We start from the raw sequence: 15818 nt of genomic DNA on the forward strand, positions 1-15818 counted from the left end.
GGCAACGAGGTGACGCTTTGTGCGTCTCCGGTCCCTCGCCGATGCAACTGCACAATGGAATGGCGCACCCGGAGGGATTCGAACCCCCGACCAAGGAGGTAGAAGCTCCTTGCTCTATCCAGCTGAGCTACGGGTGCCCGCCCTCTCGTTAGCGTGCATTGCGGCGGAGCGGAACCGCTATCATAACGTCCGGCATGCGGGGACGGGGGGACGGCATGACGGAACGGATCGACACGAGCAGGACGGGACAGGGCGGCTTCCGCCACTTCGACATGGTGATGGCGGCATTCGTCGCGATCCTGTTGCTCTCCAACGTCATCGGCGCGGGCAAGGTCGCGGCGATCGACATCGCCGGCACGCCGTTCGTGTTCGGCGCGGGCATCCTGTTCTTTCCCGTCTCCTACGTGCTGGGCGACGTGCTGACCGAAGTCTATGGCTATGCGCAGGCGCGCCGCGCCATCTGGGTCGGTTTCGCCGCGCTGCTGTTCATGGCGTTCATGGCCGCCGCCGTCGTGGCGATGCCGCCGGCGGCCGGCTGGACCGGGCAGGGTGCCTATGAAAGCGTGTTCGGACAGGTGCCACGGATCGTCTTCGCCTCGATCGTCGCCTTCTGGGCCGGCGAGTTCGTCAACGCCTATGTCCTCGCCCGTATGAAGCTGTGGACCGGTGGCAAGGCGTTGTGGACCCGCACGATCGGGTCGACCGTGGTCGGGCAGGCGGTCGACAGCGCGATCTTCTACCCGCTCGCGTTCCTCGGGGTGTGGTCGACCGGGCAGGTGTTGACGGTGCTCGCCACCAACTGGGCGCTGAAGGTCGGCTGGGAAGTGGTGCTGACGCCGCTGACCTATGGCGTGGTCGGCTGGCTCAAGCGGCGCGAAGGCGTCGACGTGTTCGACGCCGACACCGATTTCTCGCCGTTCGCGTCAAGGAAGCCACGCGATGTATGACAAGGTCGGCTTCGATGACTATTTCGCCAATGTTGTCGGAGCGACAAAAAAATAGTTGCGATTACTATCGCGCGTTTTTGAAGCGGATCGATCATGCAGTCGGCGGGCTGGACGAGGCTTTAGATCGTGACGGCGCCGAACATCTCGCCGAGTGGGCACGGACAACGGACCTTGAGCCGTTTGCAACGTATCGGTCAAATGCTAGGGCCGTTCTCAAACGGTACTCCCTGTATCGGCTCGGGAAGTTATCTGGTCAGGTCGACGAAAGTCCTGACGTATCGTCGGAGGAGGTTGTCGCGGACCTCGCCGATACGATTACCGCCGACGCCAATTTTCTACGCGAACGCGAGATGCAGACGCAGGTCCGGTTGCAATTGGGAACGCTGGAGCCTGGACTTGTCGCGATCGATGGCGGCATCGAGGTCAGCGTGGCGACCGGACGGATCGACATATTGGCGCGTGATGCCGAGGGGCGTACCGTCGTGATCGAACTCAAGCCCGGCAAATGCCCGGCGGGCGCCCTCGAACAGCTACTCGCGTATGCCTATGACATTGAGCAGGAGCATGGCACCGGCGTTCGGGCCATGCTGGTCGCAGGCTCGTTTTCCGATCGCATCCGCGCCGCCGCCCGACGGGCAGGCGGCGTCGAGCTACGAACCTACGCCTATTCGCTGAACTTCGCGACGCTGGCGTAGCTGCCTACGCCCCGATCGTCGCCAGCAGTCCTTCGAACAGGGCGCGGCCATCCCGGCCGCCGTGCGCCGCTTCGATGCGGCGTTCGGGATGGGGCATCATGCCGAGCACATTGCCCCTGGCATTGACCAGGCCCGCGATGTCACGCGCCGATCCGTTGACCGGTTCGGCGTAGCGGAACGCGATCTGGCCCTCGCCCTCGATACGGTCGAGCGTCGCCTCGTCGGCGACGTAATTGCCGTCGTGATGCGCCACCGGCACGCGGATGGTGTCGCCTGCGCGATAACCGCTGGTGAAGGGCGAGGCGGTGTCGCCGACCTTCAACGCCACGTCGCGACAGACAAAGGCGAGGCCACGATTGCGCATCAGCGCGCCGGGCAACAGCCCGGCTTCGGTCAGGATCTGGAAGCCGTTGCAGATGCCCAGCACCGGCAGCCCCTTGTCCGCCGCCGCGACGACGGCCTGCATCACCGGCGATCGTGCGGCGATCGCGCCCGACCGCAGGTAATCGCCATAGGAAAAGCCGCCGGGAACCGCGACGAGGCCGATGTCGTCGGGCAATTCGCTGTCGCGGTGCCACACCATCGTCGGCGCGGTGCCGGTGACGGCACGCAGCGCGGTCGCGATGTCGCGGTCGCAGTTCGACCCCGGAAAGACGATGACGGCGGTCTTCATGCGCGCTCCATCCGGTAGTTTTCGATGACGGTGTTGGCCAGCAGCTTGCGGCACATCGCGTCGATCGTCGCGTCGTCGGTGTCGTCGGCGACGTCGAGTTCGATCAGCTTGCCGACGCGCACCTCGTCCACGCCCGAAAAGCCGAGCGAGCCGAGCGCATGTTCGATCGCCTTGCCCTGCGGATCGAGCACGCCGTTCTTGAGCGTCACGACGATGCGAAGTTTCATGGGGCCGCCCTGGTTTGCGTCATGGATAGGATGCGCGCGCTATGGCCCCGCGCGGGCGCGGGCACAAGGGGCCGGTTTCGCTTGAGCGGAGTCCGTTTGATAAACCCGCGGTTGCGCGTTTTGCGGTGCCGGCCCGCTCCCCCTCCCGACCACCCACACGGTACACGCAATGGGTGGCCGGGAGGGGGAGCGGGCCGGCACCGCTTCCAAACTCGCGCTTTCGCGAGTTTTCAAAGCGTCTCTTACCCGTCTATCACACCGCCATGGACACGCCGCTCGCGCTCGCCCCCCTCGATCCCCGCTTCCTGCGCGTGCTACGCTGGCGCGGGGCGATCGTCGCCGCAGTGCTACTGGTGGTGGCGCTAGGGGCGGAGGTGGTGTTCTACCAGACCGATCTGCCCAACGGCATCGTGCTGGCGGTCGCGGCGGTGCTGGCGGGGTGGCTGGCACTGGTCGCGCCGCCGCGTCGCTTCGCCCATTGGCGCTTCGCGATCGACGACCATGAGCTGCACGTCGCGCACGGCTGGTGGACCCAAGTCCACACCATCGTGCCGGTCGGGCGGGTCCAGCATATCGATCTGACGCAGGGGCCGATCGAGCGGATGTGCGGCGTCGCCACCCTGGTGCTGCACACCGCCGGCACCGAACATGCCGAGGTGCGCGTGCCGGGGCTGGCGCGCGAGCGGGCGGAGGGCGTGCGCGACCGCATCCGCGCGGCGATCGAGGCATCGCCGTGGTGAGCGACGTGGCGACCGTCGCCGACACGCGGCGGCTGCACCCCGGCACGATCGCGCTGTCGATCGTGGGGCAGGCCCCCAAACAGATCCCTGGCCTGATCGCGCTGACCGCAGCCTTTTCGCGCGGCCATGTCGCGGTCGCCGCCGCGATTCTCGGCGCGGGAGTCGTGCTGCTCGGCGTGTTCGCATGGGTCCGCTGGCGACAGTTCAGCTACACCATCGGTGCCGGCGAACTGACCATCGCCGAAGGACTGTTCCACCGCAGCCGCCGTTCGATCCCGTTCGAGCGGATTCAGGACGTGTCGATCGAACAGAAACCGCTGGCGCGGCTGTTCGGCCTCGCCCGAGTCAAGGTCGAAACCGGCGGCGGCGATGCGGACGAGGCCTCGCTCGACAGCGTGACGCTGGTCGAGGCCGCGCGGCTGCGCGGCGTATTGCGCCAGGGCGGAACCGCCGCGACCACCACTGGTCCGGCCGAACCGAAGCGGGTGACGGTGTTCGCCATGCCGATCGGCCGGGTGCTGACGATGGGCGCGTTCGGCTTCTCGCTGGTCTGGGTCGGCGTGCTGTTCGCCGCGCTCAACCAGTTGGGCGACCTGATCGACTTCGACTGGCGCGAGGTGCGCGACATCGCCGGCATCGCGCGCGAACAGGCGATCGGCCTCGTCACACCGATCTTCGCCGCGCTCGCCTTCGTCGCCGCGCTGCTGCTGGGTGCCATCAGCGGCATCGTGCGAACCTTGCTGGTCGAATATGGCTTCCGGCTGGAGCGCGAGGGCGACCGGCTGCGCCGGGTCCGTGGGCTGCTGACCCGGACCGAAGTGGTGGTCAGCCTGCGCCGGGTGCAGCTCGCGCTGATCGAACGCGCCATGGTCAGCGGCCGCTTCGGCTGGTCGAGCCTGCGGTTCCAGACACTGGGCGGCAGCGACGATGCCGGCGGGCGACAGGGCGTCGCCCCATTCGCGCGCGACGGCGAGGTCGCCGCGCTGCTGGCGGAGGCCGGCTATCCGCGCTTCGATCCGCTGCCGCTGCGGCCGGTCGCGTTCGGCCATGTCGTGCGCGCGGGGGTGCTGCGCGGCGGTGTGCCGCTAATCGCCATCGCCGTCGCCAGCATCTTCCTGCCGCTGGTCGCCTTCGCCTTGCTGTTCCTGCCGATTCCGGTGGGCGTCGCGCTGTTGGTGCGGCGGCGGCACCGCTATGCGATCGTCGGCGACAGTTTGCAGGTGATGCGCGGCGTCCTCGCTAAACAGGCGTGGATCGTGCCCTTGGCGCGGATTCAGGCGGTGTCGGTCACGCGCGGGCCGTTGCAACGCCTGCTCGGGCTCGCGACGGTCCGGGTGGGCACGGCGGGCGCACGCGGCATGGCGCGGCCCGACATCGTCGACCTCGCGGTCGAGGATGCCGACGCGCTTGCGCGTGCGCTACTGCGTCGCGTCGGCTGACGGGGCAGGAGCGGAGGCAGGCTCGCCCTTGCGCCGCACGCCCGCCAGCGGCGTCGCGACCGCCGCCGGCTCCGGCCGCACCGTCGGGGCTGGCGTCGGGGCAGGGGCGGGCACCGCGCGGCGCATGCACTGGGCGGGCGGGCGCGGGACCTGCTGGCAGTTCCATAGCGTCCGCTCCAGCGGCACGGCACGGTCGCGCAGATAGCTGAACCGCATCGTCGCCAGCGCGGCCGGATCGCTCGCCGCCGCCGCGCTGGCAGGCACCTGCGCCGCTTCGCCCCAGCCGAGCAGCTTGCACCGCGCGCGCTCGCCGCACGCCGCCTGCGCCAGTTGCGGCCATTGATCGGGCGGCAACGCGGGATCGAGCGCGATCAGGAAGGTGTCGGGATCGTCCGCGCTCGGGCGGAGCGTGGGTGCGGCAAAGCTGCCGGTCAGCAGCCCCGCCTCGCGCTCGACCGCCAGCACCTCGGGCAGCTTGTGCGCGTCGCTATACGGTGCGAGCTGGAGAATACGCGGCTCGACGCTCTCGGGCGTGCGACGGAACGCGCCCGGCGTGCCCCACCAGCCAGTCCAGCGGAAGAACAGATGGGTGTCGACCGCCGCGATCTTGTCGAGGCTCGACTGCCAATAGGGCACGACCCAGTCGGTATGGTAATGCGTGGCATAGCCGACCGGCGCATAGACCGCCCCGGCCAGCGCCGCCGCCGCGACGCTGCGCGCCCGGTCCCAGAACGGCAGCGGATAGGCCCGCGCCAGCGCCCCGTCGCAAGTGAAGGTGAACTGGCACCCGGTCGTCCGCTCCGACCCCTGAAACACCACACCGCACACGCTCTTCGGGAACGCCGGGTGTCGCACGCGGTTGAGCACCACTTGCGCCACCGCCCGCTGCCCCACGGCATCGTCGCCCGCCTCGTACAGCACTGCCGCTGCCAGACAGTCGGTGGCGCGGGTGCGGTTCTCCAGATCGCCGGTGAAGGCGAACGGCCGCGCCGCCGGATTGGGGCCGGCGACGAACGGCACGGCCGCATTGAACGCGCGGGCCTCATCGGGGGGAAGTGCGCGGAACGCGGTCGGCTCGACCGGGGGCACCACGTCGGGAGGCACCACCGCGACCGGTTGCCGCGATGGCCGGATCGCGCTGGCATGGACCGGTGCCGCCTGCTCGACGACGATCGCCGGCACCACGACCGCGCCGAGTGACAGCGCGACGAGCACGCCGTCGAGGACGGACGATCCGGTACGGACACCGCCCGCCCCCGCCGGGGACGCCGGCACGGGGCGGGCGGGGCTCGTCACTGTTCGGGCAGGAAGTCGGGTACCGACAGATAGCGCTCGCCGGTGTCGTAGTTGAAGCCGAGCACGCGCACGCCATCGGGCAGGTCGGGCAGCTTCTGGAGGATCGCCGCCAGCGTCGCCCCCGACGAAATGCCGACGAGGATGCCCTCCTCGCTCGCGCTGCGCCGCGCCATGTCCTTGGCGACCGCCGCGTCGACCTTGATGACGCCGTCGATCGCCTGGGTGTGCAGGTTGGCCGGCACGAAGCCCGCGCCGATCCCCTGGATCGGATGCGGTCCGGGCTGCCCGCCCGAGATGACCGGCGAGAGTTCAGGCTCGACCGCATAGACCTTCAGCTCGGGCCATTCCTGCTTGAGCGCCTCGGCGACGCCGGTGATGTGCCCGCCGGTGCCGACCCCGGTGATGATGACGTCGATCGGCGTATCGGCGAAGTCGCGCAGGATTTCCTGCGCGGTGGTGCGGACATGGACGTCGACGTTGGCCGGATTCTCGAACTGCTGCGGAATCCATGCGCCCGGCGTCTGCGCCGCCAGTTCGTGCGCGCGCTCGATCGCGCCCTTCATGCCCTTTTCGCGCGGGGTCAGGTCGAAGCTTGCACCATAGGCCAGCATCAGCCGCCGCCGCTCAAGGCTCATGCTTTCGGGCATCACCAGCACCAGCTTGTAGCCCTTGACCGCCGCGACCATCGCGAGGCCGACGCCGGTGTTGCCGCTGGTCGGTTCGATGATCGTGCCGCCAGGCTTCAGCTCGCCCGAGGCTTCGGCCGCCTCGATCATCGCCAGCGCGATGCGGTCCTTGATCGATCCGCCGGGGTTCGACCGTTCGGACTTGATCCATACCTCGGCGTCGCCGAACAGCCGCTTGATGCGGATATGCGGCGTATTCCCGATCGTTTGCAGGATGGTATCGGCCTTCATGGCTGGCTCTCCTTGGGGATGACTTCGAGATTGTCGGGGGGCGTGAAGCTTCGCGCGGCGCGCAGTTCGGGGAACAGCCGCGACCACAGCATCGTAACGCCGATCGCCAGCACCCCGCCGCCTGCCACCGCTACGACCGGGCCGACCAGTGCCGCAAGAAAGCCCGACCGAGCCTCGCCCAGTTCGTTCGATCCCGATACGAACAACGTGGATACCGCGCCGACGCGCCCGCGCATGGCATCGGGGGTGTGCAACTGGATCAGCGACTGGCGGACATAGACCGACACCATGTCGGTCGCACCCACCACGAACAGCGCGGCCAGCGCCAGCAGCACCGCCGGCGCGGTATCATGGCCGATCGCCGCCGCGCCGAACACCGGGATCAGCAGCGGCGCAGAGAGGCCGAACAACGCGGTCGCCGCCCCGAAGCCCATCACCGACAGCAGCATCTTGGCCCCGACGTCCCTCGACAGCGGCTTGATGGCAAAGACGCCCGCCACCACCACCGCGCCCAGCGCGGGCGCGGCGCGCAGATGGCCGAGCCCGTCCGCGCCGATCTGCAAAATGTCGCGCGCATAGATCGGCAGCATCGCCGTCGCCCCGCCCAGCAGCACCGCGAACAGATCGAGCGAGATCGCGCCGAATACCAGCCGGTTGCGCCGGACATAGGACAGGCCATCGAGCATCTGTCGCCACGGATTGGCCTTCCCCGCGATCACCGCGCGCGGGATCGGCGGGATCAGGAACAGCATCACCAGCCCGAACAGGAACAGCGCCGCCGACACCGCATAGGGAAGATAATGGCCGGCGGCATAGAGATAGCCGCCCATCGCCGGCCCCAGCACCGATCCGCCCTGCCACGCGATCGAACTCATCGCGATCGCGGTCGGCAGCACGGCGGCGGGCACGAGGTTGGGGGCGAGCGCCTGCAATGCCGGCCCGGCGAACGCCCGCGCGACGCCCAGCAGCGCGGCGACGAAGAACAGCCACGGCAGGCTGATCGTGCCGCTATAGGTCAACCACGCCAGCAACAGCGCGCAGCCTCCCTCCAGCGCTACCGATCCGCGCGCGATCCACCGCCGGTCGACCCGGTCGGCGACCCATCCCGCCACCAGCGACAGCACCAGCAGCGGCAGGAACTGCGCGACGCCGATCAGCCCTAGTTGAAACGCGGATTCGCGCACCGTCATCGTCTGCCGGGCAATGTCGTACACCTGCCAACCGATGACCACGACCATCGCGATCTGCGCCAGCGTGTTCGACAGCCGGGCGAGGAAATAGGCCCGAAACGCGGGGATTGCGAAAGGATGCGGGGAAGCGGACATGGGAGAGGGGCTTAGGTCCGCTTCCGGGGGAGCGCAATGCAGATCGGCTTGGGGGGTATTGGGTCGGGGCTTGCAAAGATGGCCACCATATCGTCACCCCCGCGTAGGCGGGGGTCCATACACGCTGGCGTTCGCGAAAGAGCAACGCCGGTTGCGTCTATGGATTCCCGCCTGCGCGGGAATGACGAGGGTGGCCTATTGTCTCAGCGCGTCCCAAGAAACGCCAGCAGATCGAGCGTCAGCCGCTCGCTCTCGGTCGCGAACAGCCCGTGCGGCGCGCCGTCATATTCGATCAGCTTGGCATTCGGCAGCGCCTTGGCCAGTGCGCGGCCGGTCGCGTCGATCGGCACCGTCTGGTCGGCGGTGCCGTGAATGATGAGTGTCGGCACGGTGATCGACGCAATGTCACCCCGGAAATCGGTCGTCCCGAACGATTCCGCGCACGCCAGCGTCGGCTTCAGCCCCGCCATCATCGCCGTGTTCCACGACAGGTCGAGCGTTTCCTCGCTCACCGGGCTGGTGATGAAGCCCACGCCATAGAATTGGTCGAAGAAGGTACGGAAGAATTTCGGCCGGTCCGCCTTGATATTGTCGGCGATCTCCTCGAGCTGGTCCTGCGCCACGCCATCGGGATTGTCTTCGGTCTTGAGCATGTACGGCACGACCGAGCCGATGAACCCGGCCTTCGTCACGCCTTTGCCGCCGTGCCGCGACATGTATCGCGCCACTTCGCCGCCACCCATCGAGAAGCCGATGATCGCCGCATTGTCGGTGACGCCGGTTTCCTTCATCACATCCGCCAGATCGTCGGCCAGCGTGTCGTAATCATAGCCCGACCACGGCTGGTCCGACCGGCCGAATCCGCGCCGGTCGTAGGCGATCACCCGGTATCCGGCATCGGCCAGCGCCATCGACTGCGGGTCCCAGCTATCGGCCGACAGCGGCCAGCCATGGATCAGGATGACCGGCTGCCCCTGTCCCCAGTCCTTGACGAACAGGCTCGTTCCATCGCGGGTCTTGATATAGGGCATCGTGCTTGCATCCTCGCTCAACGGGTAACACCGCTGGTGAACGAGCGACCTTCCCGCCGGTTGCTTGGACGCCGGTACGAAATCGTGCCCCGAAGGTTGATCCGGCTTCCTTTCAACAAGCGTCATTCCAGCGAAGGCTGGGATCTACCGGTGACGGCGCGCGACAGGAGCCGCTTGAGGTCCCAGCCTGCGCTGGGCAACGCTTTCGTTCGGATGCACCGGAGTCTGGGACCTATCGACACTCAGCCAGACGGCGGCTCCTGGCGGCTCCCCTCCCTGACAAGGGAGGGGTTTGGGGGTGGGTAGGCCGGTTGTGGAGGGCTTATGTTTCCTCTCGGGCCGACCCACCCCCGGCCCCTCCCTTGTCAGGGAGGGGAGGAGATTAGGACGGCATTTCGTTGAATGTCGATCCAGCCTAGGACCGCGAAACGATGCCCAGCCGCGGCCGGTCACCGTGTTCGACCTCGGCCAGCAGTTGCGCATAGCGCTCGGCCATCTCGGTATGGACCACCCGCACTTCAGGCAGGAACGCGCCATCGGCACGCGCCCGTGCCTCGATTATGCGGCGGCGATAATAGTCGGCGTTGTTCCGTTGTTCCATCGAACATCTCCCGCAACATCGGTTGCTGAACAGGGGATGTACGGCAAAAGCCATCCGTCGTTCCTGATCTGCATCAGTGGCGAACAGTATACGGCAAAAAAGATCAGTCGGTCGTCACGAAGGTATCGAGCACGCGCTTGCGTCCCGCCGTCGCGAACTCGACTTCCAGCTTGTTGCCCTCGATCAATTCGATCGTGCCATGGCCGAACTTCTGGTGGAACACGCGCTGTCCTTTTTTCAGGTCGCCGCGCCCCTTGTTGCCCAGGCTGATCGCGCTTGCCCGCGCCTCGACCACGCGCGACGGGGCGGGGGTGAAGGTCGACCCCTGCGACGCCGCGCGCTGCCAGCCCGGCCCCCGCCCGGTGCCGCGCGACACATCGGCGAAGGGATCGCCGCGTTCGGACCAGTTGGCCCGCCACAGGCTCTCGCCCCCCGCCATCGTCGTCTCGGTCTCGATATGCTCGGGCGGCAATTCGCCGACGAAGCGCGACGGGAGCGAGGAATTCCACTGGCCATAGATGCGCCGGTTGGCGGCGTGCAGCACCACCGCCAGCCGCCGCGCGCGGGTGATCGCGACATAGGCGAGGCGGCGTTCTTCCTCGAGGCTGGCGGTGCCGCCCTCGTCCATCGATCGCTGCGACGGGAACAGCCCTTCCTCCCATCCGACGCAGAACACCGTGTCGAACTCCAGCCCCTTGGCGGCGTGGATCGTCATGATCGTGACCTTCGGCTCCTCGGCCGACGCCTCGTTATCCATCACCAGGCTGACGTGTTCGAGGAAGGCGCCCAGCGACTCATATTCCTCCATCGCCCGGACCAGCTCGGTCAGATTCTCCAGCCGCCCGGCGGCCTCGGCGGTCTTTTCCGCCTGATACATCGCGGTATAGCCGCTCTCGTCGAGCAACTGCCGCGCCAGCTCGGCATGCGGCAGGTCGCGGGCCATGTCGCGCCACCGCGCGAAATCGCCGACCAGCCGCCCGAGCGACTTGCGCGCCGCCCCGGTCAGCTCGTCTGTGTCGAGGATGCGCGCAGCCGCCGTCATCAGCGAACTGCCGGTCGCACGCGCGAAACGGTGGACCGTCTGCACCGCCTTGTCGCCCAAGCCCCGCTTGGGGACGTTGACGATCCGCTCGAACGCCAGATCGTCGGCCGGCTGGTTGACGACGCGCAGATACGCCAGCGCATCGCGGATCTCGGCGCGCTCGTAGAAGCGAAAGCCGCCGACGATGCGATACGGCATGCCGGTCGCGATGAAGCGGTCCTCGAACTCGCGCGTCTGGTGCTGCGCGCGGACCAGGATGGCGAACCCGTCGAGGTTGCGGCGCTCGCGCTCGATCATGTCGGTGACGCGGCGCGCTTCCTCGGGGCCATCCCACACCCCGATCACGCGGACCTTTTCGCCGACGTCGCATTCGGTCCACAACGTCTTGCCCAGCCGCCCGCCGTTATGCGCGATCACCCCCGATGCCGCGCCGAGGATATGCGGGGTCGACCGGTAATTCTGTTCCAGCCGGACGATCTTGGCACCGGGAAAATCACGCTCGAACCGCAGGATATTCTCGACCTGCGCGCCGCGCCATGAATAGATCGACTGGTCGTCGTCGCCCACGCAGCACAGGTTGCGCCGCTCCTGCGCCAGCAACCGCAGCCAGAGATACTGGACGCTGTTGGTGTCCTGATATTCGTCGACCATGATGTAGCGGAAGCGCTGCTGATACTGCGCCAGCACCTCGCGATTGGTCCGCAAGATCGTCAGCACATGCAGCAGCAGGTCGCCGAAGTCGCAGGCGTTCACCGCCTTCAACCGGTCCTGATATTGCTGGTACAGTTCGCCCCCGCGCCCATTGGCAAAGCGCTCCGCCTCGCCCGCATCGATGTCGGCGGGAGTCAGCCCCTTGTTCTTCCACCCGTCGATCAGCCCGGCAAGGCTGCGCGCCGGCCAGCGCTTCTCATCGAGGTTCGCGGCAAGGATCAACTGCTTCATCAGCCGCAACTGGTCGTCGGTGTCGAGGATGGAGAAGTTCGACTGCAACCCGACCAGTTCAGCATGGCGGCGCAGCATCTTCGCGCCGATCGCGTGGAACGTGCCGAGCCACGGCATCCCCTCCACCATGTCGCCGACCAGCCGGCCGACCCGCTCGCGCATTTCCTTCGCCGCCTTGTTGGTGAACGTCACCGACAGGATTTCGGATGGATAGGCCTTGCGGGTGTAGAGCAGGTGCGCCAGCCGCGCGGTCAGCGCCGCCGTCTTGCCAGTGCCTGCCCCCGCCAGCACCAGCACCGGCCCGTCGGTCGTCAGCACCGCCTCGCGCTGCGGCGCGTTCAGCGTGCGCAGATAGGGCGGTTCGTCAGCGGGAACGGGGGCGGGGGCAGGGACGAGCGACATGGCCGAACAGGTAGGGAACGAAGCGTAAAGCGGCAAGCAAGGAAGTTGTTTCGCAACCGTCATCGTATCGACATGGCCCTGCCACGATGCTGCAACGCGGCGACGGTAGGGGCCATGTGCCGGCGGACGGCGGCACCCGGTTCACGGGATGACCACCGGCGCGACAGGCGATCTTCGCAGGAGCCTTTGCCATGACCATCCGTACCGTCGCCCTGATGGCGGCCGCATTGACGTGCGTGTCGTCCGCCGCCCATGCCGAACTGCGCGAGCCGGTGAGCGCCCGCGTTTCCTATGCCGGCCTCGACCTTGCCACCACCGAAGGCCGCCGCCTGCTCGACGCGCGGGTCGACGCCGCTGCCCGCCGCGCCTGCACCTCGGTCGTCACCGGCATGCGCGGCTATGCCGACACCCGCCGCTGCCGCACCGAAATGAAGCGCGACGCCCAGGTCCGCGTGGCGCAGCTCGCCCGGCCGGTAACGGTCGCCAGCGTCCGCTGACTTGTCGTGCTCCCCTCCCTGACAAGGGAGCGGCTGGGGGTGGGTAGGCATGGGGCGGGTGCTGCCGTTCCCTCGCAGGCCGACCCACCCCCGACCCCTCCCTTGTCAGGGAGGGGAGCAACCGGCTCAGGCTGCGCTGTCGAACAGATTGAACCCGCTCGGCAGGCGGTTGGGCAGCTTCTCCCCGCCGATGACCGCGCCGATCGCATTGATCGCGCCCAGCAGGTCCTTTTGCGGATAGGGCTTGGCGAGACACCCCGCCGCGAACACCCGCGCGCCCTCGGGGCACGCCCCCGTCACCAGCAGCACCGGGATGCCGCGACCATGCGCGGTCCGCGCCACGTCGACTCCGCTGCCATCGGCCAGATTGACGTCGGCCAGCACCAAGTCCACTTCGGTCCCGCCCTCGATCACCCGCAGCGCGTCGGCGACCGAATCGACCGTTGCCGCGATCTCGAATCCGCTGGCGGTCAGGAAATATTCGGTATCGAACGCGACCAGCGGTTCGTCCTCGACGACGAGGATGCGCGTGATGTGCCGTTTCTTCCGACCGAACAACATGGACCCACTCGCTTTCCACCGGATGGCTTCCATCCTATACGATTGCGTCAAACTCACGAACGCGATGAAGGAACCGCTTTGGCGCAAACTTTCATCGCCTCGCCGCAAGCTGGATATTTTCGTCATCGCCACGCCTCCTGAATCCCCCGCCGAAACGCCCGCCGACGGCCAACGCATCGCGAAACTGCTGGCCCGCGCCGGCGTCGCGTCGCGTCGCGACATCGAACGCATGATTACCGCTGGTCGCATCGCGATCGACGGCGTCACCATCGAGACGCCGGCGACGATCCTGCGCAACTTGAAGGGCGTGACCGTCGACGGCGCACCCGTCGCCGCACCCGAACCTACGCGCCTGTTCCGCTTCCACAAGCCCGCTGGCACACTGACCGCCGAGCGCGACCATACCGGTCGCCAGACGATCTACGACCGGCTGCCCGCCGGGCTCCCGCGCCTTATCCCCGTCGGCCGTCTCGATCTGAATACCGAGGGGTTGTTGCTGATGACCACCGACGGCGAGCTGAAACGCCGCCTCGAACTGCCCGCCACCGGCGTCGAGCGGACCTATCGCGCGCGTGCCTATGGCGAGGTCAGCCAGCAGCAGCTCGAGGACCTGATGCTCGGCATCGAGATCGAGGGGGTGCGCTATGGCTCGATCAACGCCAATCTTGAACGGCGCACCGGCACCAACACCTGGATCGAGATGACGCTGACCGAGGGCAAGAACCGCGAGGTTCGCCGCGTCCTCGAACATCTCGGACTCAAGGTCTCGCGCCTGATCCGCACCCGCTACGGCCCGTTCTACCTCGAAGACCTGCCCGAAGGCGAGGTCGACGAGATCCGTCAGCACGAACTGGTCGCCTTCCGCAAGACGCTGGTGAACAAGCCGACCGTCAAGCCGACGCCCGAGGGGGCTGATCCGGCGGCGCTGAAGGCGTGGAAGCGCGCGAGCCCGCTGCCCCGCCCCGAGCCGGTGGCGACGCCGCGCACCGACGAACGCCGCCCGCGTATCGAGCGCGACGGCCAGCGCTCGGGCTTCAGCGGCCGGCGCCCCGACCGCGAGGGGCCAGCCGGAGCGCCGGGGCAGGGCGAACATCGTACGCTTGCCCCCCGCCCGCAAGGCGATGGCGAACGCCGCAGCTTCGGCGCCAGGCCGCAGGGTGACGGTGAACGCCCCCGCTTCGGCGCACGACCACAGGGCGACGGCGAGCGCCGCAGTTTTGGTGCCCGACCACAGGGCGATGGCGAACGCCGCAGCTTCGGCACGCGACCGCAAGGTGACGGCGAACGCCCCCGCTTCGGCGCCCGGCCGCAAGGCAGCACCGAGCGCGGCGGGTTCGGCGATCGTCCCCGGCCGGTCGATCCGCGTCGTGCCGGCCCACGCACCCACGCCACCGAACGCCCGGTCGATCGTCAGGACGGGTTCGATCCGCTGACCCAGGCGGGACAGACCCCATCCGAACGCAAGCAGCCGGGACTGGGCGATCGCCGGGCCTATGGCCATGCCCCTGATGGCGCCAACGCCCGCACCCGGCGGGCGGCGGCCTATGTCCAGCGGCCGGGCTATGACGGCGTCGCCCGGGTTTCGCGCAGACCCCGCGACGACGAGCAGGAATCTGCGCCCCGCCCAGCGCGTGGTCCCGCCCGGACCGGCGGTGTTGTACGCCGTGAGGAACCCGCCCCCGCGCCCCCGCGCGGTCCGGTCGACCGACGCATGACGCAGGCAGAGGCGTCCGACGCCGATCGGGCGAGCTTCATCGACCGGCCCAAGCGCAAGCCGACCGGCTGGGCGAAGGCCACGCCATCGACCCGACCGACCAAGGGCAAACCCAAGGGCGGGCGTCCGACCGGGGGCAAGCGCTGATGCGGATCATCGCCGGGGAATGGCGCGGCCGCCCGATCGCCGCGCCCAAGGGCGACGCCACCCGCCCCACCGCCGACCGCACGCGCGAGGCGCTGTTCTCGATGCTGGCTAGCCGCATCGGCAGCTTCGACGAACTGGCGGTCGCCGATCTGTTCGCCGGGTCGGGCGCGCTGGGACTGGAGGCGCTGTCGCGCGGTGCCGCCACCTGCCTGTTCGTCGAACAGGACCGCGCGGCGCTCGACGCCTTGCGCGCCAACATCACCAAGCTGGGGGCAGGGGGCACCGACGTTCGCGCCACCTCGGTCCTGTCGCTCGGGCCGGCACCGCGTCCGCTCGACCTGGTGATGATGGACCCGCCCTATGACAGCGGCGCGGGTGCGGTCGCGGCGGACAAGCTCGCCCGGCTCGGCTGGATCGGCCCCGCCACCTGGGTCAGCGTCGAAACCGCGAAGCCCGAGACGATCGACCTGCCGCAATTCACGATCGATGTCGAACGCGTCTATGGCAAGGCGAAGATCACTCTGCTTCGCCTCGCCTGAACGGCCCGGGCCTGATCGATCGACGCCATGCCGGCGACGGGTCCGGGCAAAAGCATCCGACTCCAGGCGCGTTAACGCCTTGG

At 68.3% G+C, this 15818-nt stretch carries 16 protein-coding genes and 1 tRNA gene; 7 read left to right on the plus strand and 10 right to left on the minus strand.

What is annotated here, in order from left to right:
• Positions 1-60: 60 nt before the first annotated feature.
• A tRNA-Arg gene (locus LRA89_RS02510) sits at positions 61-137 on the minus strand.
• Positions 138-215: 78 nt separating this feature from the next.
• Between LRA89_RS02510 and LRA89_RS02515 the strand changes: the two genes are divergently transcribed.
• On the plus strand, positions 216-947 hold the full coding sequence (locus LRA89_RS02515) for a queuosine precursor transporter (protein WP_230768892.1): 732 nt from the start codon (positions 216-218) through the stop codon (positions 945-947).
• Positions 948-961: 14 nt separating this feature from the next.
• Positions 962-1642, plus strand: a complete 681-nt coding sequence (locus LRA89_RS02520) for an endonuclease NucS domain-containing protein (protein ID WP_230768893.1) — start codon at positions 962-964, stop codon at positions 1640-1642.
• Between the two features lie 4 nt (positions 1643-1646).
• Here the strand turns inward: LRA89_RS02520 and purQ are convergent, their stop codons facing one another.
• Together purQ and purS are read right to left on the minus strand one after the other, a co-directional pair.
• Positions 1647-2315: a phosphoribosylformylglycinamidine synthase subunit PurQ gene (gene purQ / locus LRA89_RS02525; protein WP_230768894.1), complete on the minus strand. Its 669-nt coding sequence runs from the start codon at positions 2313-2315 to the stop codon at positions 1647-1649.
• On the minus strand, positions 2312-2542 hold the full coding sequence (gene purS, locus LRA89_RS02530; RefSeq protein WP_230768895.1) for a phosphoribosylformylglycinamidine synthase subunit PurS: 231 nt from the start codon (positions 2540-2542) through the stop codon (positions 2312-2314). The genes purQ and purS overlap by 4 nt, the downstream gene beginning before the upstream one ends.
• Before the next feature lie 263 nt (positions 2543-2805).
• Here purS and LRA89_RS02535 point away from each other — a divergent pair, with 263 nt between their 5' ends.
• Complete coding sequence (locus LRA89_RS02535) at positions 2806-3282, plus strand: PH domain-containing protein (RefSeq protein WP_230768896.1); 477 nt, start codon at positions 2806-2808, stop codon at positions 3280-3282.
• Positions 3279-4721: a PH domain-containing protein gene (locus LRA89_RS02540; protein ID WP_230768897.1), complete on the plus strand. Its 1443-nt coding sequence runs from the start codon at positions 3279-3281 to the stop codon at positions 4719-4721. The genes LRA89_RS02535 and LRA89_RS02540 overlap by 4 nt, the downstream gene beginning before the upstream one ends.
• On the opposite strand, the gene LRA89_RS02545 is transcribed toward LRA89_RS02540, so the two are convergent.
• From LRA89_RS02545 to LRA89_RS02570, 6 genes are all read right to left on the minus strand, one after another.
• The gene (locus LRA89_RS02545; protein ID WP_230768898.1) at positions 4701-5996 is read right to left on the minus strand and encodes a cell wall hydrolase; all 1296 of its coding nucleotides are present in this window, start codon (positions 5994-5996) and stop codon (positions 4701-4703) included. The genes LRA89_RS02540 and LRA89_RS02545 overlap by 21 nt on opposite strands.
• A gap of 17 nt (positions 5997-6013) precedes the next feature.
• Positions 6014-6934, minus strand: coding sequence for a cysteine synthase A (gene cysK / locus LRA89_RS02550; protein WP_055755462.1), 921 nt, complete (start codon positions 6932-6934; stop codon positions 6014-6016).
• Positions 6931-8259 (minus strand): MFS transporter, encoded by a 1329-nt coding sequence (locus tag LRA89_RS02555; RefSeq protein WP_230768899.1) that lies wholly within the window; start codon positions 8257-8259, stop codon positions 6931-6933. The genes cysK and LRA89_RS02555 overlap by 4 nt, the downstream gene beginning before the upstream one ends.
• A 203-nt stretch (positions 8260-8462) precedes the next feature.
• Entirely contained in the window at positions 8463-9290 is an 828-nt protein-coding gene (locus LRA89_RS02560; protein ID WP_056497190.1) for an alpha/beta fold hydrolase, read from the minus strand.
• A gap of 415 nt (positions 9291-9705) precedes the next feature.
• Entirely contained in the window at positions 9706-9891 is a 186-nt protein-coding gene (locus tag LRA89_RS02565) for a hypothetical protein (RefSeq protein WP_230768900.1), read from the minus strand.
• A gap of 103 nt (positions 9892-9994) precedes the next feature.
• Positions 9995-12277: an ATP-dependent helicase gene (locus LRA89_RS02570; RefSeq protein ID WP_230768901.1), complete on the minus strand. Its 2283-nt coding sequence runs from the start codon at positions 12275-12277 to the stop codon at positions 9995-9997.
• Between the two features lie 191 nt (positions 12278-12468).
• On the opposite strand from LRA89_RS02570, the gene LRA89_RS02575 reads away from it, so the two are divergent.
• Entirely contained in the window at positions 12469-12774 is a 306-nt protein-coding gene (locus tag LRA89_RS02575; RefSeq protein ID WP_230768902.1) for a UrcA family protein, read from the plus strand.
• Between the two features lie 126 nt (positions 12775-12900).
• Here the strand turns inward: LRA89_RS02575 and LRA89_RS02580 are convergent, their stop codons facing one another.
• Positions 12901-13335 carry a response regulator gene (locus tag LRA89_RS02580; RefSeq protein WP_055755468.1) on the minus strand — a complete coding sequence of 145 codons (435 nt, stop codon included), beginning with the start codon at positions 13333-13335 and terminating at the stop codon, positions 12901-12903.
• Positions 13336-13399: 64 nt separating this feature from the next.
• On the opposite strand from LRA89_RS02580, the gene LRA89_RS02585 reads away from it, so the two are divergent.
• Together LRA89_RS02585 and rsmD are read left to right on the plus strand one after the other, a co-directional pair.
• Positions 13400-15196 (plus strand): pseudouridine synthase, encoded by a 1797-nt coding sequence (locus tag LRA89_RS02585; protein WP_230768903.1) that lies wholly within the window; start codon positions 13400-13402, stop codon positions 15194-15196.
• On the plus strand, positions 15196-15735 hold the full coding sequence (gene rsmD / locus LRA89_RS02590; protein ID WP_055755469.1) for a 16S rRNA (guanine(966)-N(2))-methyltransferase RsmD: 540 nt from the start codon (positions 15196-15198) through the stop codon (positions 15733-15735). The genes LRA89_RS02585 and rsmD overlap by 1 nt, the downstream gene beginning before the upstream one ends.
• The last annotated feature ends 83 nt before the right edge of the window (positions 15736-15818 follow it).

Source organism: Sphingomonas sp. Leaf4, assembly GCF_920939515.1.
GTDB lineage: Bacteria > Pseudomonadota > Alphaproteobacteria > Sphingomonadales > Sphingomonadaceae > Sphingomonas.